Genomic DNA, 17,025 nt, shown 5'->3' with positions numbered 1-17,025 from the left:
AGGGTTCTCCGTACATTTACTTATCAATGAAGTAAAGTTGGCATAACTATTGCTTATATAAAGGGTGAGCGTATAAAAAGGGGGAATAGCAATGTTACATGATGTATACAAACCAAATCGTCACTGGAAGGATATCGAATTATGGAAAGATGTTACTGAAGAGCAATGGAATGATTGGGTTTGGCAATTAACGAATACGATCAAAACGTTAGATGACTTAAAGAAAGTGATTAACTTAACACCTGATGAAGAAGAGGGCGTTAAAATTTCAACGAAAACGATCCCGTTAAATATTACACCGTACTATGCTTGGTTAATGAATCCTGATGACCCACGCTGTCCGATTCGGATGCAATCTGTACCGATTTCGGAAGAGTTATATAAAACAAAATATGATTTAGAAGATCCGCTTCATGAAGATGAAGACTCACCAGTTCCAGGGTTAACACATCGTTATCCTGACCGTGTATTATTCTTAGTAACGAATCAATGTTCTATGTATTGTCGTTACTGTACACGTCGTCGTTTTAGTGGACAAATTGGAATGGGTGTGCCGAAGAAACAATTAGATGATGCAATTGCTTACATTCGTGAAACACCACAAGTACGAGATGTATTAATCTCTGGTGGTGATGGTCTTCTTATTAACGATAAAATTTTAGAATATGTATTAAAAAATTTACGAGAGATTCCGCATGTTGAGATTATTCGAATCGGAACGAGAGCACCGGTAGTATTCCCACAACGTATTACAGAAAACTTATGTAACATTATTAAAAAATATCATCCAGTATGGTTAAATACACATTTCAATACATCTATTGAAATTACTGAAGAATCGAAAAAAGCATGTGAAATGTTAGCAAATGCTGGTGTTCCAGTCGGAAACCAAGCAGTAATTTTAGCTGGTATTAACGACAGCGTTCCAATTATGAAAAAACTTATGCATGACTTAGTGAAAATCCGTGTACGTCCATACTACATTTATCAATGTGACTTATCTGAAGGCATTGGTCATTTCCGTGCACCAGTTTCTAAAGGTCTTGAAATTATCGAAGGTTTACGCGGACATACGTCTGGTTATGCAGTACCAACATTCGTTGTTGATGCACCAGGAGGAGGCGGTAAAATTGCGCTTCAGCCAAACTATTTAATCTCGCAAAGTGCAGATAAAGTTGTACTTCGTAACTTTGAAGGTGTTATTACAACGTATCCAGAGCCAGAAAGCTACATTCCAGGAAGAGCAGAAGGATACTTTAAAGAAATCTATCCAAACTACGAAGAAAAACGTTCAGATGTTGGTATCGCGGGTCTTATGAGCGATAAGAAATTTAACCTTGTTCCAGACGATTTACAGCGTATGAACCGTCGTAAAGACTATGAAGATAATGAAACGCATGCATCATTAAAAGATAAACGTGATAAGCGCGACCAATTGAAAGATAAAAAATATCAAGCACAAATGGCTAAATTAGAAGAAAACGACAAAAAAACTGAGGGTGATGCAGTATGAATTGTATGTGGTGTGACAGTACAGAAGCAAAAGAAAGCTTAAATACTGTATTTTGGGAATTACCAGATGGTACGAAAGCCATTGAAATCCAAGAGACACCATGTATTTCTTGTTCCTCATGTGGTATGGACTATCAATCAGATCAAACAGTGAAAGAAATAGAAGATCAATTGTTTTTAATTTATACGAAAGATTTACCAAAACAACTAACATATGAAGAATTAATGGGAAGACCACGCTTATTAAAAAGAAATTATTTCGACTTTTAACCAGCTTTTATGCTGGTTTTTTTCTTTTTTGCCTTGTATAATGTACCCAAGTTAGAAAGGTAGGGAATATTTTTGAAAAAGACATTTTACCACTATATGATGAAGCATCGTGCAGCTTTATTTAGTAATGAAATATCGAATTTAGCAGAGGCAATGTATGATGATTTAAGCTTTCCAAAGCAATCTGAAGATTACGATGAAATTAGTTCATACTTAGAATTAAGTGGAATGCTAGCAAGTATGTCTATATTTGATGAAGCGTGGGATTTATACATACAAGATAGATAAAACTATAAGAACTTTTTTTTGACGAGAAGCTAGTCTATTTGCTAGCTTTTTTTACGTTGTAAATAAATTTTCATATGGTGATATTTTTTATTGAAAAAATTTATGAATATACGCTTCTGTGATAAGCGTTTTGATGTAGGTTGCATATACTGTTATCAAAATCACGACGTCAAAAAAAGGAGAGATATAGATGGCAAGGAAAAAGCAACCTAAATATAACGTAGGGGACATAGTCGTGATTACGCTATATGGAACCGTTGGTAAAATCACAAATATGAAGGTTTTAGATGGAGTTTACGTATACGAAGTCAATAATCACGATGGGTTTTACGTAGAGCAAACATTGCAGCACGTTACAGAGCAAGATATGAAAAAAGGTGAAACTGAGTGGATTGAATTAAACTATAATTTCACATTTGGTGATCTCGTGCAAGTAACAGGATACGATAAAGATGTGTTTCGAATTGTTGGTTTTCGTACAGAAGTATGGAGATATAAAAATGACGCATGGGAAGATACAATATATGAACTATCACGAATTACGGATGGTGAATGGTTAGAAGCGGATGAGTCAGATTTAACGTTACTTGCTAATGCTCAAACGGCAAATGCAATTTTGAAGAAAATGAAACAAGATAAAGCAGGTATGAATAAATTAGATTTAGGAAAATTAAAGTCAATTAACAACTCAAAAAAAGTGAGTGTTAAGACAAATCGTCAAGAAATCATTGATGGATTACTTGATATTTATAACGATTACCAATTGTTATTTGATACATTTAAAGATGAAGAATACAAAATTGTTATGGATGTTGTTCATAATTATTTAGTTAAATTGACAGAGAAAAAATAGTTAACTAGAAAGAGAGAATGAATTGAACAACAACATATGCAGTATAAGGTATGCCTACAACTATTAAAAAAATAAAAAGCCATTTAATAAGAGAGTCTGCCCATTGATCTTCATGCATGAACTCTTCTTTTGTTTGCCCTACTTCTTGCGTTACCTCGTATTGATATTCCATAATTATTTCCCCCTTTTAATAGCTTGTACTACCATCGTATGCACCTCGTCCAAAGGATATGACCTATAAAAAAAGAAAAACTATTTTTCTAATCTCATATACATAATTTTGAGATTTTTTCATAAAACAGAAATAAAGGAGTGATGCTCATGAAGGAAATTGAAGTCGTAATTGATACGGAAGAGATTGCGGAGTTTTTTTATGAGCAACTAATTGAAAGAGGATACGTCCCAAAACGAGAAGAAATTGAAGATCTTGCAGATATTACATTCGAGTACTTATTAGAGAAATGTATGATTGATGAAGTTTTTGATGAAGAGGATGAGTGAAAGTAACGACGGGCCTAACTCGTCGTTTTTTACTCTTTACAAACTTGTCACAAATGTAGCCAGCAATAGTTGGTATAATTAAAAGAAAATTTTACTCAAGAGGTGAAGGGATGTTCAAAAAAATTATTGATTCTTTATTAGGAAAGAAAAAATATCGTTCGTATTCTAGTAGTGATTATCGCCATAGAGGTCGCTCTTATTCAAGTAGCGATTATAAACGACGTTCATCTGGTTATGGGCATCATCATTATAAAAGAAAACGTAAAAGCCGTAGCTTCTTTTCAAGTAGCTAATGAAATGGCGTCGTATACTAGCTTTATTAGATAGACCACTACGAAAAAACACAATTGTCGCAGAACGTTATAAAATTGAATCAGTAATTGGAATGGGAAGTTATGGGGTTACATATGTCGTTAATGATTTACAAATAAATAGATATAAAGTCTTAAAACAATTAAGACAAAGTAAACAAAGATATGAGTCTGGTAGAAAATCATTTGAGCATGAGAAAATGATTTTACAAACATTAAACCATCATGCAATTCCTAGTTTATATGATCATTTCGTATGGGAGAAAAAAAGCTTTTTTGTGATGGAATATATGCCTGGTAAAAATTTCGAGGATTATATTTTCTCGGATGGGCATGTATATACAGAACGTGAAGTTTTTAAAATTTTATATGAAATATTAGAAATTGTATCAGTTTTTCATAGTAAAGGTATTATTCACCGAGATTTACGCATTCCAAACATATTAATGAAAGAAAACGAAATTAGTATTATTGATTTTGGATTGGCGAAATTGAAAGGTGAGGGGGATGAACGAGCTACAACTTATGAGGGTGAACAAGCTTTGATGCGAGAAGTTCACTTTCGTAGCGATTTTTATGCGCTTGGTCATTTCTCATTATTTTTATTATATGCAGGCTATGAATCTAATGAAAAACATGAAAAGCCATGGTATGACGAATTAACATTGGAAAATTACAACCGTGAAATGTTGATGCGTATGTTACAAATAAAAACGCCGTACTATGAGAATGTACAAGATTTAAAAAAAGATGTAGCTTTTGCTTTAGAAAGGATGGAGGATCCATGTTTCAAAAGTTTTTAGCAAGCGTTGGTATCGGTAATGCAAAAGTAGATACAGTTCTTGAAAAAGATGAGTATATTGTTGGTGAAGAGATATACGGAAAGGTTCATATAACTGGAGGTTCCGTTAGCCAACAAATTGAAAGCATTTACTTAACGCTATCAACATCGTATGTACGAGAAGTAGATGATAAAAAAGTAACAACAACATATGATTTAGAGCGAGTTCGTTTAACAGAACCTTTTTCTGTTGAGCCGAATGAAAAAAGAGAAATTCCATTTTCATTTAAAATGCCGCTTGAAACACCGCTTACTCTTGGAATGAAAACAGTGTGGGTTCACACAGGCCTTGATATTAAACGTAGTATAGATCCAAGTGATCGTGATTACATTCAAGTGTTGCCAAATGCGCTATTAAATAGTCTGTTAGAGAGTGTGAATCAATTAGGTTTTAAAGCGCGTCATATAGAATGTGAAGAATTACCGTATCGATTACGTAAGCAAGTTCCATTTGCACAAGAATTTGAGTTTGTTCCTGTTTCCGGAGAGTATTATGGGAAATTAGATGAACTAGAATTATTAATTTTACCAAGTGCTTACGATCGCCTAGAGATTATTATGGAAGTAGACAGAAAATCTCGCGGATTAGCAGGTTTATTTGCAGAAGCACTTGATCTTGATGAGAAAGTGATTCGCTTTACAGTAACGAATGAAGACATTCCAACGATGAAAGAAATAATTAACAATTATATTTTTTAATAAACTATGCATAAAAAAGAAATGGAGAGGAAAACTAAAACAACCGCTCCATTTTTTTGCATAGTGAGGTTATGTATGTGAAACGATATCGACATTTATACTTGTTAAGTTTTACGCTACTCATTTGTTTTGTCGTATTATCACTTTCGTATCATACCGCTTGTATTGAGAAATTTGACAATATAGTCGCACATTTTATTCAAAGTTTTCGAAACGATTATTTGACAGCCTACTTTACTTGGGTGTCGTTTATCGGTTCCAAAAGAATATATTTTCCGTTACTCATTATTCTTGTAATGTATTTTCTCGTTAGAAAAAAGTTGCTTAGTGCATTACTTCTAACAATTAATTATTATGGATCTCGTTATTTAAACAGTATGCTTAAACTATGGTACGAGCGAGCAAGACCTGATGTAACACAGCTTGTTACTGCAACTGGATATAGTTTTCCGAGCGGTCATACGATGAATGCTACTGCTTTTTTAGGATTTATTGCATACGTCACGATTACAGAAGAACGTATTACGTTGCATAAAAAATTGTTGATTATTTTTATAGCGAGCTTTGTTGTATTATCTATTTCAGTTAGCCGAATATATCTTGGCGTTCACTATCCATCTGACATATTAGCAGGATGGGCAGCTGGCGGTAGCTGGCTCGTTTTATGTGTTATATTTCATAAAACGTTCATTAAAAAAGAACCTATGTCATAATAGGTTCTTTTTCCATTGGTTCAACATGAATGTGCGCATGATAAATGCCAAATTTTTTCCGAAGCATTGCCTCGATGTTGTCAGTAATACAGTGACTTTCTCCAACATCCATACGAGCATCTACCTCGATTGTAATATCAACGTACGTTTGATTCCCGTACATACGAGCGCGAATATCTACGATGTTTTCTACGCCACCAATATGTTCAATCGCATCAGCGTATTCTTCCATCTTATCTGGATCGATTCCATCCGTTAACATATGAGAAGCTTCTACGAAAATCTCCCATGCAGTTTTACAAATAATAAGACCGACAATTAAAGCAGCAATAGGATCTAAAATAGGCATTTGGAACTGCGAACCGACAATACCTACTACTGTACCAATACTTACGAGGGCATCTGATAAATTATCCTTTGCAGCTGCTTCTAATGATTTACTTCTTGTTCGTGCTGCAATCTTTTTCGTATATAAATACACACAGTACATAACGACAGCAGAAAATAAAGCTACCCATGCAGCAAGTACATTAGGTGCAGCTTGTTTCGGATTTAAAAAAGATTGAATGGCACTAATAACAACTTCTAATCCGACCGTTGCCATAATAAAAGAAGCAACAAGTGATGCAATTTGTTCTGCACGCGAATGCCCATAAGGATGATCTGGATCACGAGGTTTCCGAGAGATTTTTAGACCAATTAATATAGCTAAAGAAGCACCGATATCCGTTAAGTTATTTAAACCGTCAGCACGTAATGCGCTAGAGAGGGTAATATAACTGATGATGATTTTCATAGAGGATAAAAATATGTAGGCCATAATGCTGACAATTGCACCTTTATCAGCTTCTTTATGAGAAAGAGTATCCATTTTAATCACTCACCTTTCTACAAGGAATTTCTTTCTATAATTAGAGTATCAAATGAAAGTCGTGTGGGTCTATACAAACATTGTTGACTTTTTTTAGCTTTTTAAGAAGGGGATAACAAAGTTTCGTGAAGGAAAAATATGTTGTAAAGTGCAAAGTTAGGATATGAACGCGATTTTTTAAGGGAGGAGAAGGGAGTTCAAATATGTTCAATTCTGACAGCTGATTTTTAAAAAATAAAAACCCTCTAGAAAATATTTTTCAGAGGGTTTTCATCTTAGTATGCTTCTAAAAACTCAGTAACTTGCTCTTCAGTTTTTGCATTAGCACTATGTAAGTGGCCTAGCTTCTCGCCATTTTGATATACAAGTAAACTTGGAATACCCATTACTTGATACTCTTCAGCGATACTTGGGAACTCATCTTTATTAATAGAATACCATTCAAACTTATTGAACTCTTCCATCACATCTCCAATAAAGTTGTCCATACGTACACAATCTGGACACCATGTAGTAAAGAACTTAACAACTACTGGCTCCTCGCTTGCGATGATGTCTTTGAATTCCTGTTCTGATTTGATTTCTTTCATGTTTTTGACTCCTCTCAATGTCAATCGGATATGCTAGTATTTTTATGCAATATCTTCGACTGCTTCTATGTCCTGATCATTCATTTGTGATTTTGGATGTACACCTTAAATCCTAGTAACGAATATTAGGAACCTCACTTTTCTTTATAAGCTTTTTCATGAGCTATGTCAAACTTCTGAAATTACATGGGTTACCGTTATATGGCGGACAAACCAAACCGTAGTTGTTATAGCCTTCAACCATATCGCTCTTTTTCCTCAGAAATTTTTTGCAGATGGTCATTTAATGCCATTAAAGTAATGTCAGGCAAACCCAGCAATCTATTTCCTATAGATGTTTTAGGTTTATGAAGTTTTTTTGTGATATGAGAGAGGGAACGATTAATAGATAAAGTTCTTCCTTCAAAATCAATATCCTCCTATTACTATCAAATCATTGATTAGCGGTATCGTCATGATTTGCCGATTTTATACAGCTCAAATGAAGATGATGAGTGTTCACTTGAAACGTATATTGATGGGGAAGATCACGATGAAATTGACAAGTCAATAAAATACTAACTCATCGATTACGCACTAGACACAAGAAATGAAAAACTGTTCCGTAATTTGATTGCTCATTAAGGGGGAGGTGAAAGGCTAGTGGTCCTTTATAAATTCAAACTCACTACCATTTTCGAACAATGGCCGAATGAAGAATATGTGGTAGCGGAAAATGAAGGAAAGGCAAGATTCCTGTATTGGCAAAAATTCAGAACAAAGTTTCTAATAATGCCGATGGCTGAATTCATGAAGTTTGTAACGTGCGAGAACGAAGGATTTTTGATAGCAAGCGAATGTATAGCGCAGAACAAGCGTTTAAGAAAATGCAGAATTATCGCAACCTACATTTTGCATACATGGGTATGCGAGTGAACGTAGCTGGCATGTGGGGTACGATCGTTGGAAACTGGAAAACTAATCTATTCGTTTTATTCGATGGGGAAATTGAGAAGCATAATTGCCATCCTTATTGGGAAATTGCTTACTACAATGATGAGGGGAACGTGGTTCGAAGCTACCAGAAGGGAGAGTATGCGATATAAGAAAAAGAGGACTAGCAGTCGTACCTGCCGTCCTTTAGTAGGAGAAAAGTATTCTTGGTTAAAACTACGAATAAACAGAAAATCTGCTTGTAATTAGTTTTACCCTAAATGTACGTGTCTATACAAAAAAGGGATAAGTAAAAATACTTATCCCCAGGAAGGGAAATCCCAAGCACCAAAATGGCTCGTATTGGTCTACAGGTTCAAAAGTAGTATATGTAAAACGAAAAAATCTCATACAAAAAGCAGACAACGATTTTGGTTGTCTGCCAGTGAGTCGAATGAGTTAGCTAATTGTGATAAATTGCATTCCCATTGCGAGAAGAGTGAAGCTGCTAGTTCAAACAGCTTGTTGGTATTATTTTCGATATTTAAAAAAATATACACAGAAAGCAGATAAGTGAAGAACCTATCTACTTCTGCTGTAACAAAAGAAAGAAGTATTAGCCGTGGATACGGCGGCTTGAAAATAGTATGTATTTTTATTTAAAAATTATTCAAGGGGTGAAGACATATGGAATATTTGATAAACGGTGTATATGAAATTACTCAGTTAATCAATAAAGAAAAAGAATAAATATAACAACCATTGATTTAGTTTCATTTAGGAGATAGGAATGATGATAATGATTAAAACAATATCAATTATCGTAGGCGTTGCTTGTGATCTGGTGGGCGTCTTGTTTGTTGTTAAGGAAAGATAAGGAGGTAGACTAGCAATTTGAAGAATAAATAGGAATATTATTAGTTTAAAACACAAAACATAGGCTAGTAAACAAGCTATTTCCCCTTTTATTCATAGAATATAATGAATTCTATTTATAGAGGAGGTAATCATATTTATGGGATGGAATAATAATTTTCGAGATTGTGATAGATTTTGGGATGATTTAATGTTCGGCAGATGCAGACACAGAGATTGTGATGACAGTCGTTGTAGACGTGATCGTGACTGCGATTGTGATGAGTGTCGTCGCAGACGTAATCATGAACGTGATCATGATCATGATGATCGTCGAAATTGGTAAATTCTTTGGAAAGAGTGCTTTGAAGAAAAGCGCTCTTTTTTGTTCAGGGATAATAGGGAAAATAAAAAAAGAGAGCTAATGCTCTCTTTTTTTGGATGTGGTAATTAATCACAAATTGGTATTCCAAGCACTCTTAGAGCCAATGCTACTTGAAGCGAAATCTCTAATCTAGCAATTTCGATACCAGCTACTGAAAGAACTAAAAAAGGTTGTCCATTTACAAATACAACGCAACTATCCATGGTTACGCCTCCTTTCTAGCAATCTACTATAGTATATGAAGGGATTATTAATATGTAATAGTTGAATTAATTGATTTTATAGAATTAATAGATTAGTCCATTTAAACAAAACAAAAGGTCTAGAGAAAGTGAAAAATTAAAAAAGATTTATTATTGTTGAATTAAGAATTTGAGTTACTGGACTGCAACAAACGATTAATGAATTAACACGAAGAGTAATTATGTTAGAAAGGAATTAGTAATGAAAGTTGATACAAATCATGTTCAAGAAATAGTCAAAAAATCTATGGTAATTAAAAAGATTAACGACAATAAATCGGTAGGGATGGATTGTAAAGTTGGGTATGTAAAGAGAAGCCCACATAGTACGAGTAGCCGTTTACTCAGAAGAGTCCGTATAGCATCTTATATTTGGGAGATTAAATCTGAAATGGTTGAAAATGTATTTAGGGAAGCGATAGATGTAAGGAATGAGAAAATTAAGATTGCTTTTGCAAATACGAAAAAAGGTCCTGTTGTTTCCAACAGGACCTTTCCTAAAATGGCAAAGAGTAACTCTTACCTTACTCTTCTCGTATATAATACATGAAAAAGATAGATGTGTATACAACAAGAAATTCCAATATAATTATTCGAATATAGTGTTTAAAAATAAAGGAGTGGAATTTAAAATAAGGAATTAAATTACAAACGTTGATTTATCAATTGGTTTGAATGTTTTTCTATCAACTGGTAGTAAATAAAGTGATATTGAGATAATAAGATATGTAATTTTGCATACCGGATTGTCAAGTTGAATAAGGGGGTAAATGATACGGAAGTTGAAGGAGAGTAATACTGAAATTTCATTTGCCTGTTTACTGTGTGAAATAAATTCATTTGAATAGAAGCAAAAATAGAGGTTTGCCTTAGACATTTATGAAGGTTAAGAATATTTATAAAGAAAGGAGTAAATACACAGGTCCAATTTTTGTAATGATGGAGGGAATTGATGTGGACATAACTCAAAGTATGGCGCGAATAGTGGTTAATGGGAAAGATCTTCCGTTTAATTTAGTTAGAACTTCTGTATGGAATCAAGGGCCTGTAAATGATTTAATTGTTTCAACAAACCAAAGAGTCGAAGAGTTTTATCAATTCATGTGGTCACAAGTGCCAATTACACTTGCGATGTATTTTCTTCAAGGAGCGGACTTAATGAGGTTTGCTAGAATTATTGGGATTAATCAAAGTGTAACGGGAGAATATATTTATCATTTTTCTTGGGGATAAAACGAATATAATGTAGCATAACAGCTGCTTTTTTATTTTGTGAAATTTTATAGGGTGGTGAATAGGAGGTTATGAAAATAAGGTTAGAGCGTGATATAGATAATTTGTGAATCTATTTAAGCTCGTAAAGATACTCGGTTACTTCTTTTAATACAATGGGTTTTACAAACAAATGTATAGAAGTATACATAAGATAATATGAAATTTTTAAGGAGCACAAAAAATAAAAAACAGAGAGACATATTTTTTGTCCCTCTGTTTTTTATATTATTCACAAATAGTTCCGGTTGCTATACCAGTTGGGGCAACACCTACTGGAACCGTATCTATAACCGTATTTGTAGCAGTATTGATAACAGAAACAGTATTACTACCTTGGTTTGTAACGTATGCGAGGGTGCCGTCTGGTATGATCGTTACTTGATCCGGCGATAAAGCAACAGGAATTGTATCCATTACAGTATTTGTCGCCACACTTATTACTGATACATTATTACTTACTTTATTTACAACGTAAATACGAGTGCCATCTGGTGTAATATCTATACCAACCGGTTCAGAACCTACGCTAATTGTATTAACAACGGAATTCGTAGTGGTGTCAATAACAGAAACAGTATTGCTATTTTGATTTGTGACATAGGCACGAGTGCCATCTAGTGTAAAGACGATTATTCTAGGACGAATGCCAACAGGAATGGTAGCGATAACTGTATTCGTAGCAGTATCAATAACAGAAATATTGTTGCTTAATTCGTTTGCAACATATGCAAAGGCCCCATTTGGAGAAACAGTGATTCCTTGTGGAGCGTTGCCAACAGGAATGGTAGCAACAACTGTGTTAGTAGCAGCATTAATAACAGAGACCGTATTGTTACCGTGATTTCCAACATAAACAGTTGTGTTATTTGGAGAAACAGCTACACCGATTGGATTAGATCCAACAGGGATGGTAGCAATAACTGTATTCGTAGCCGTATTAATAACAGAAACGGTATTAGAAAAAATATTAGTAACATAAGCGCGAGTCCCATTTGGAGAAACGGTTACTTCGAGAGGTGCATTACCTACAGTGATTGTAGCAACAACTGTATTTGTTCCGGTGTTAATTACAGATACTGTATCATTTGTTGGATCATCTATGGCTCCTGCGTTTGTAACATAAACAAGGAAATTACATGCAGGTCCAGTCGGTGCGGTTGGCCCAGTCGGTCCCGGTGGACATTCACACTCTCCAGTTGGCCCTGGTGGTCCTTCCGGTCCTTGAATACCTTGCACACCTTGAGGTCCAGTCGGCCCTGGTGGTCCCTCCGGTCCTTGCATTCCTTGCACACCTTGAGGACCAGTCGGCCCTTCGAGTCCTTCTGGCCCTTGAAGCCCTTGGATACCTTGAGGTCCAGTTGGTCCTTCTGGTCCCTCCGGCCCTTGAATTCCTTGTACCCCCTGAGGTCCAGTCGGCCCTGGTGGTCCAGGAACTCCCATTCCGGTTCCGGATCCAGTTGGCCCTGGTGGTCCCGGTGGTCCTTGAATACCTTGCACACCTTGGGGCCCAGTCGGTCCCGGTGGTCCTTCTGGCCCTTGAAGCCCTTCCACGCCTTGAGGACCAGTCGGCCCTTCGAGTCCTTCTGGCCCTTGAAGCCCTTGTACACCTTGAGGACCAGTCGCTCCTTCTGGTCCTTCTGGCCCTTGAATACCTTGTACACCTTGAGGTCCGGTCGCTCCTTTAGGTCCTGGAAATCCTCTAGGTCCAGTCGCGCCAGTAGGACCGGGTATTCCGGTAATATTTAATAGAGAACTATTCAATATTCCTTGCAAAATTAAGTTAAATGTTTGTTGTAACAATGGGTCCGATATATTGGAACAACTAATGAGCGAAGATAAATTTTGGAATAGAAATTGAAATAACGCAGAGATTTGAGTAAGCGATGCAGTGGGTAAGGAATTAATTAATTGAGTTATAGTTCGTATAACTAAATTTCTATTTGGAGTATTTGGTTGCACTGTAATAATTAAATCGTTTAATGCCTGTAATGCAGATTGGAGTATTTGTATAGTTGTCGGATTTGGCGTGGTAAAGAAAGAAAGGATTGCTTGGTTTAATTGGTTAATTAGGGACAATAATTCTTGTTGCTGAGAAAATGAGAAAAAAACAGGTGTACAACAATTACTTTGATTGCAAGAGGATATAGAAATAAAACAGGGAAATTGGAACTTTTTGCACGGGTCGTTTGAGTTTTGATTATTTTTCATAATTACCTCCTTTTAAAAAATTTAAATAGTAAGTACATTTGATAATCAATATTTGCTTCTAATTGTAATGTGTTTATCAGTATAAGTTATATGTGAAATACCTAGGAACATTTTTTAAAAGTATATGTAAATAAAATGGAGGTGTTCTTATGAGACTAGTAATATTGTAAAAATTTGATGATAATTATAAGTTTAATTAAGTTAGAGTCTAATGAAGTTCCATTTAGAATTTTATGTAAGGTTATTCATTTTTTTATTATGCTTTAAAAATTCAATCATGTTTAATAATTGAAACGAGTAATTGAAATATGAAATTGAAGATATTAAAAGAAAGAATAAAATGAGAAACTTACTAAAAGTTAACGTGCTAATTTTCAGCACTTCCTAAAAAAAGAATCATACTATGATTTGTAATAGCTTATATGGAAGTGAGTTGGAAATAATGTTTTATTCATATTTTGCTAATCAACCTAGTATGCGCCCAGCGTATGGTACATCAATCACGTTTAGCGGAGCACAAAGTACAGTTCAAGCTGTTCAACAAGCGTTACAAATGCAACAACAAATGCAAATGCAGCAACAAGGTATCCAGCCTTATTATTCATCCATGGAGTATTTTTATCCAGTGCATCAAATCACACCGTATGGAAGTTCTTTTCTTACAATCCCATATGGAACTGTATTTAATTTATAAATGGAAGGTTTAATTAGTAGGGAGCTGGTAACCCAAACCGAGTATTAACCATCATCAATTGGATATATACGGGAAACCCAGCTCCCACTTACCTTTATGGCATATGCCGAATTTTTAGGTAGCAGCAAATAGCTGAAACAATTGAGGGGGATGAGTGTATATGTAAGCGTCAAATCGTTCCATCTACAATTTGTAAATAGCTGATGAGAGAAACTTTATACATACTCTACAAGTGTTTTTTTGATAAGAAAATATCGATAGAAGAAAGAATGAGAATTATCTTATCATGACAAATGATGGATAGTGACACTATATGAAAGGATACATGAACATTTACTAACGCGAACCAGGACGAGAGGTAACAAATATGTTTCCTACTATTGATATCGTTTGGTACGACGTTAATACAGGATTAGAGGGGAAGCAAACGAATGATGAGGGGATGTATGTAGCACCGATTGGCTTTCCAGCAGATATGATTTCAAGGCCAAGTGGTGCTTTTGAAAGTGATTCACCTCATGAGGAACAATTTATTGATGTGTTAAAGTCATTACAGAAGCATGAAAATTTAGCAGTGAAGCTATCTAGAGCGAAAGTATTAGAGTTGTTAAAGCGTATTTCTTTCCTTGAAAAAAATGGGATAAAAACATATGGGGTAGTTGTAACAGGACCTAAAGCAGAAGTTGAAAAATTAATGAGCCATGAAAAAGTTAGAAAATTGAAAGTAGGTGAAGCGAGATTATGGAATTGGCATTCTTAAAAAAAGAAAGAATCATATGTATAAACAGGAAACGTGGATGGGGACTATTTCATTAATTATTGCCTTTCTGGCGTTATTGTATTTGAACAGTATATTGCTTATACAAGAAACATTTATAGGTAAAGATTTTCTGCAAATAGTTGGTATTGGATTGGTATGCTCAGTCATAGGAATGATCACAAAAAGAAAAAGTCGGAAATATGCATTGTGGGCATGTAGTTTATATCTTTTTATGCTACTGTTTTTTATATTTGGATTCATGTTAGGTTGGATGATAAGCTTTTGACCATAAAAATGTGTGAAAGGACGAATGTAGATTCGTTCTTTTTTATGCATAAAAAGTAAAATAAATAAGGAAAAGATTTATCAAGTTTGAATAGAGATTACTATACTACTAGGTTGTGGTGTTATTGATATGTCTTCCGCTTACGCGTATATAAATAGGCGACAAGTATAGTGGGAAAACAATAGTTCGTCCAAACATTACGAATCTTTTTTACATAATCTGGAGTAATAAGCATGAAAGGGGAATGAGTATGTCTTGCTATTACTACTGTAAGTATTGTAAAGAATATAAAAAGAAACAGCATAACTGTAAGAACGATAGTAAGTGTAATGAAAACAAGGGCAGTCTTGTTCGAGCATCAGCATTTAGAGCTAGAAATACGGTGGATCAAACGGTTCCTGCCAATACTTTTGTAAAGGTATTATTCCAGGATGAACAATTTGATTTAGCAAATGAGTATAATCCAGCAACATCTATTTTTATTCCGAAGACTAGAGGAGTTTACTCTATTATTGGTACGATTGGTTTTTTTCCAAATGATTTTAATTTAAATTATAGAGCTCGTGTAGAAATTCGTGTGAATGGAAACGCAGCAATAGCTATAGATAATGACTTTTTTGGTCCAATAGGTTTTGGAAATGTAGTAAGTGTTTCGACGATTATTCAATTGCATGAAGGAGATCAAGTTGAGGTTTATGCACAAAGTAGCATAGACGGAGTTTTAAGTACTTCGGAAGACGGCTCACATTTTGAAGCAGCAAGATTCCCTTCTCCAATTAAATAACGAAGAGAATAAAATACTTTTCAGTAGGTCTAGTTAATCCCCTGTACCGAATGGTGGGGGGATTATTATTGTTTTTTTAAAATATATAAGTAAATCGATTAAATATAGTTTGTTTCATGAAAATTTCACATGCTAAAGATGTAATGATGAAAGGTAAAGTTTTAAAATTATTTTTTACAGTTTTGATGTTGAAAGGACTATCTTATTTTAAGTATAGATCTTCTGCAAGTAATAAAAAGAGTAAGTAACAAGGTTGTAAAAGTTCTTTGGCGTTACATTTGCTAGTTGCCTAACGGTATAAAAAGATATCTTAATTTATGTCCGTATAATTACAGGCTTTTTCATTACTATATAGAAATTACATATTTAACATCGGTTTGTGCAGGTATTGCTATTGATAATATAACAAGTACACTATATAAAAATAAAATAAATCCTAAGATGAGTAGTATCGAATGAAACTTGAACATATTTGACCTCCTTGAGTATATAAAGAATGTTAATACATCTTTGGTCAATTTAGAAGGAAAATATATTAGATGAATGATGCTTGAATGGATACACAAATTTAACAGAGTAGTGAATGTATAATAAATAAAGGAGTATTGTGAGGGGAACCTTGACTAGATTGTTTACAAAAGGCAGGTCAATTTACCCCATGTGAAATATAAAAGTGATCCGGTTTATATTTCACATGGGGTAAATAAAGAAAGAGCATACATAAAAAGTACGCTCTAAAGAAAGATAGGTTTTATGAGTGGATAATCTCCATACGATAATATATGCTCTGCTAATAAAAACGTGTAAAAAATCAATGGATTATCAATAGAATATCATGAAATAAGTAATTTTAGTCTATTAATAAGGTTGTGTAGTTAACCAAATTGTAAGGATTTTGTATAGAATGGATTAACAACTCGATAATGATCGTACTTCAGTTTCATATTTCGTATAGTTTGGATATTGTGTAATAGTTTGGCATTTAGGTGTGGAAAGTTGATTAATTATAGAAACATTTGTAATTACTTCGTTACAAGGACCGAAAAATGTAACTTTTAATTTTGAATTTGGTGGGACTTTGAAAACAATAGGTTTTTTCTCCATAAAATCAGCTCCTATGATGCAGTATTGTATACTGCGTTTTTTCGTTCGTATTATAAAGACGTACTAATATA

General features: G+C 34.4%; 23 protein-coding genes and 3 pseudogenes. 18 read left to right on the top strand and 8 right to left on the bottom strand.

The features are described from left to right. Window positions 1-91 precede the first annotated feature (91 nt). The 4 genes from ablA to ACTFRS_RS07115 all read left to right on the top strand — a co-directional run bounded on the left by ablA (window position 92) and on the right by ACTFRS_RS07115 (window position 2,923). Complete coding sequence (ablA, locus tag ACTFRS_RS07130; protein WP_001972296.1) at window positions 92-1,513, top strand: lysine 2,3-aminomutase; 1,422 nt, start codon at window positions 92-94, stop codon at window positions 1,511-1,513. After that, window positions 1,510-1,782, top strand: a complete 273-nt coding sequence (locus ACTFRS_RS07125) for a YokU family protein (RefSeq protein WP_001972298.1) — start codon at window positions 1,510-1,512, stop codon at window positions 1,780-1,782. The genes ablA and ACTFRS_RS07125 overlap by 4 nt, the downstream gene beginning before the upstream one ends. Before the next feature lie 72 nt (window positions 1,783-1,854). Then, window positions 1,855-2,070: a YozE family protein gene (locus ACTFRS_RS07120; protein ID WP_001972299.1), complete on the top strand. Its 216-nt coding sequence runs from the start codon at window positions 1,855-1,857 to the stop codon at window positions 2,068-2,070. A 190-nt stretch (window positions 2,071-2,260) separates the two neighbouring features. Further along, window positions 2,261-2,923 carry a hypothetical protein gene (locus ACTFRS_RS07115; RefSeq protein ID WP_000101501.1) on the top strand — a complete coding sequence of 221 codons (663 nt, stop codon included), beginning with the start codon at window positions 2,261-2,263 and terminating at the stop codon, window positions 2,921-2,923. 4 nt (window positions 2,924-2,927) lie between these two features. Here the strand turns inward: ACTFRS_RS07115 and ACTFRS_RS07110 are convergent, their stop codons facing one another. Next, on the bottom strand, window positions 2,928-3,095 hold the full coding sequence (locus ACTFRS_RS07110) for a DUF3930 family protein (protein ID WP_011040294.1): 168 nt from the start codon (window positions 3,093-3,095) through the stop codon (window positions 2,928-2,930). A gap of 149 nt (window positions 3,096-3,244) precedes the next feature. Here ACTFRS_RS07110 and ACTFRS_RS07105 point away from each other — a divergent pair, with 149 nt between their 5' ends. From ACTFRS_RS07105 to ACTFRS_RS07085, 5 genes are all read left to right on the top strand, one after another. Beyond that, complete coding sequence (locus tag ACTFRS_RS07105; protein WP_000658451.1) at window positions 3,245-3,424, top strand: YozD family protein; 180 nt, start codon at window positions 3,245-3,247, stop codon at window positions 3,422-3,424. Between the two features lie 110 nt (window positions 3,425-3,534). After that, window positions 3,535-3,717 carry a hypothetical protein gene (locus ACTFRS_RS07100; RefSeq protein ID WP_000473370.1) on the top strand — a complete coding sequence of 61 codons (183 nt, stop codon included), beginning with the start codon at window positions 3,535-3,537 and terminating at the stop codon, window positions 3,715-3,717. After that, window positions 3,717-4,538, top strand: a complete 822-nt coding sequence (locus tag ACTFRS_RS07095) for a serine/threonine protein kinase (protein WP_000872048.1) — start codon at window positions 3,717-3,719, stop codon at window positions 4,536-4,538. Before ACTFRS_RS07100 ends, ACTFRS_RS07095 begins: the two co-directional genes overlap by 1 nt. Then, complete coding sequence (locus tag ACTFRS_RS07090) at window positions 4,520-5,275, top strand: sporulation protein (protein WP_139867277.1); 756 nt, start codon at window positions 4,520-4,522, stop codon at window positions 5,273-5,275. The genes ACTFRS_RS07095 and ACTFRS_RS07090 overlap by 19 nt, the downstream gene beginning before the upstream one ends. Window positions 5,276-5,352: 77 nt before the next feature. Then, entirely contained in the window at window positions 5,353-5,988 is a 636-nt protein-coding gene (locus ACTFRS_RS07085; protein WP_000833365.1) for a phosphatase PAP2 family protein, read from the top strand. Here the strand turns inward: ACTFRS_RS07085 and ACTFRS_RS07080 are convergent. From ACTFRS_RS07080 to ACTFRS_RS07070, 3 genes and pseudogenes are all read right to left on the bottom strand, one after another. After that, on the bottom strand, window positions 5,978-6,859 hold the full coding sequence (locus ACTFRS_RS07080) for a cation diffusion facilitator family transporter (RefSeq protein WP_000380386.1): 882 nt from the start codon (window positions 6,857-6,859) through the stop codon (window positions 5,978-5,980). The two genes, ACTFRS_RS07085 and ACTFRS_RS07080, sit on opposite strands and share 11 nt — an antisense overlap. A 275-nt stretch (window positions 6,860-7,134) precedes the next feature. Further along, window positions 7,135-7,449: a thioredoxin family protein gene (locus tag ACTFRS_RS07075; RefSeq protein ID WP_000658777.1), complete on the bottom strand. Its 315-nt coding sequence runs from the start codon at window positions 7,447-7,449 to the stop codon at window positions 7,135-7,137. Between the two features lie 166 nt (window positions 7,450-7,615). Next, window positions 7,616-7,814 (bottom strand): annotated as a pseudogene (locus tag ACTFRS_RS07070) (site-specific integrase); the annotation flags it as partial. 55 nt (window positions 7,815-7,869) lie between these two features. Here ACTFRS_RS07070 and ACTFRS_RS07065 point away from each other — a divergent pair. The 3 genes and pseudogenes from ACTFRS_RS07065 to ACTFRS_RS07055 all read left to right on the top strand — a co-directional run. Further along, window positions 7,870-8,073: pseudogene (locus tag ACTFRS_RS07065) on the top strand (YpiB family protein); the annotation flags it as partial. Between the two features lie 179 nt (window positions 8,074-8,252). Then, window positions 8,253-8,534, top strand: a complete 282-nt coding sequence (locus ACTFRS_RS07060) for a hypothetical protein (protein WP_240795799.1) — start codon at window positions 8,253-8,255, stop codon at window positions 8,532-8,534. Between the two features lie 842 nt (window positions 8,535-9,376). Further along, window positions 9,377-9,562, top strand: a complete 186-nt coding sequence (locus ACTFRS_RS07055; RefSeq protein ID WP_087952444.1) for a hypothetical protein — start codon at window positions 9,377-9,379, stop codon at window positions 9,560-9,562. A 104-nt stretch (window positions 9,563-9,666) separates the two neighbouring features. Here the strand turns inward: ACTFRS_RS07055 and ACTFRS_RS07050 are convergent, their stop codons facing one another. Beyond that, complete coding sequence (locus ACTFRS_RS07050) at window positions 9,667-9,804, bottom strand: DUF3956 domain-containing protein (protein ID WP_000376554.1); 138 nt, start codon at window positions 9,802-9,804, stop codon at window positions 9,667-9,669. A 241-nt stretch (window positions 9,805-10,045) separates the two neighbouring features. Between ACTFRS_RS07050 and ACTFRS_RS07045 the strand changes: the two genes are divergently transcribed. Together ACTFRS_RS07045 and ACTFRS_RS07040 are read left to right on the top strand one after the other, a co-directional pair. Further along, entirely contained in the window at window positions 10,046-10,393 is a 348-nt protein-coding gene (locus ACTFRS_RS07045; protein WP_139867275.1) for a terminase small subunit, read from the top strand. A 329-nt stretch (window positions 10,394-10,722) separates the two neighbouring features. Continuing rightward, window positions 10,723-11,076 carry a hypothetical protein gene (locus ACTFRS_RS07040; RefSeq protein WP_087952446.1) on the top strand — a complete coding sequence of 118 codons (354 nt, stop codon included), beginning with the start codon at window positions 10,723-10,725 and terminating at the stop codon, window positions 11,074-11,076. Window positions 11,077-11,343: 267 nt separating this feature from the next. Here ACTFRS_RS07040 and ACTFRS_RS07035 read toward each other — a convergent pair whose 3' ends face one another. Continuing rightward, window positions 11,344-13,326: a beta-propeller fold lactonase family protein gene (locus ACTFRS_RS07035; protein WP_440023868.1), complete on the bottom strand. Its 1,983-nt coding sequence runs from the start codon at window positions 13,324-13,326 to the stop codon at window positions 11,344-11,346. Window positions 13,327-13,768: 442 nt separating this feature from the next. Between ACTFRS_RS07035 and ACTFRS_RS07030 the strand changes: the two genes are divergently transcribed. The 4 genes and pseudogenes from ACTFRS_RS07030 (at window position 13,769) to ACTFRS_RS07015 (ending at window position 15,850) form a co-directional block, all read left to right on the top strand. Further along, complete coding sequence (locus ACTFRS_RS07030; protein ID WP_000500083.1) at window positions 13,769-14,020, top strand: DUF3947 family protein; 252 nt, start codon at window positions 13,769-13,771, stop codon at window positions 14,018-14,020. A 352-nt stretch (window positions 14,021-14,372) separates the two neighbouring features. Then, window positions 14,373-14,780: pseudogene (locus ACTFRS_RS07025) on the top strand (anti-sigma factor C-terminal domain-containing protein); the annotation flags it as partial. Window positions 14,781-14,817: 37 nt separating this feature from the next. After that, on the top strand, window positions 14,818-15,066 hold the full coding sequence (locus tag ACTFRS_RS07020) for a hypothetical protein (RefSeq protein ID WP_139867269.1): 249 nt from the start codon (window positions 14,818-14,820) through the stop codon (window positions 15,064-15,066). A gap of 250 nt (window positions 15,067-15,316) precedes the next feature. Continuing rightward, window positions 15,317-15,850 carry a complement C1q domain-containing protein gene (locus ACTFRS_RS07015; protein ID WP_242294811.1) on the top strand — a complete coding sequence of 178 codons (534 nt, stop codon included), beginning with the start codon at window positions 15,317-15,319 and terminating at the stop codon, window positions 15,848-15,850. A gap of 347 nt (window positions 15,851-16,197) precedes the next feature. Here the strand turns inward: ACTFRS_RS07015 and ACTFRS_RS07010 are convergent, their stop codons facing one another. Both ACTFRS_RS07010 and ACTFRS_RS07005 read right to left on the bottom strand, forming a co-directional pair. Beyond that, window positions 16,198-16,320 (bottom strand): hypothetical protein, encoded by a 123-nt coding sequence (locus ACTFRS_RS07010; RefSeq protein WP_276608971.1) that lies wholly within the window; start codon window positions 16,318-16,320, stop codon window positions 16,198-16,200. Between the two features lie 439 nt (window positions 16,321-16,759). Next, window positions 16,760-16,954 (bottom strand): hypothetical protein, encoded by a 195-nt coding sequence (locus ACTFRS_RS07005; RefSeq protein WP_000412568.1) that lies wholly within the window; start codon window positions 16,952-16,954, stop codon window positions 16,760-16,762. Between the last annotated feature and the right edge of the window lie 71 nt (window positions 16,955-17,025).

The sequence above is a fragment of the Bacillus cereus group sp. MYBK139-1 genome (genome assembly GCF_051916915.1).
GTDB lineage: Bacteria > Bacillota > Bacilli > Bacillales > Bacillaceae_G > Bacillus_A > Bacillus_A pacificus.
Note: the sequence above shows the minus strand (reverse complement) of the source record. Positions and strands in the feature narration are given on the sequence as shown.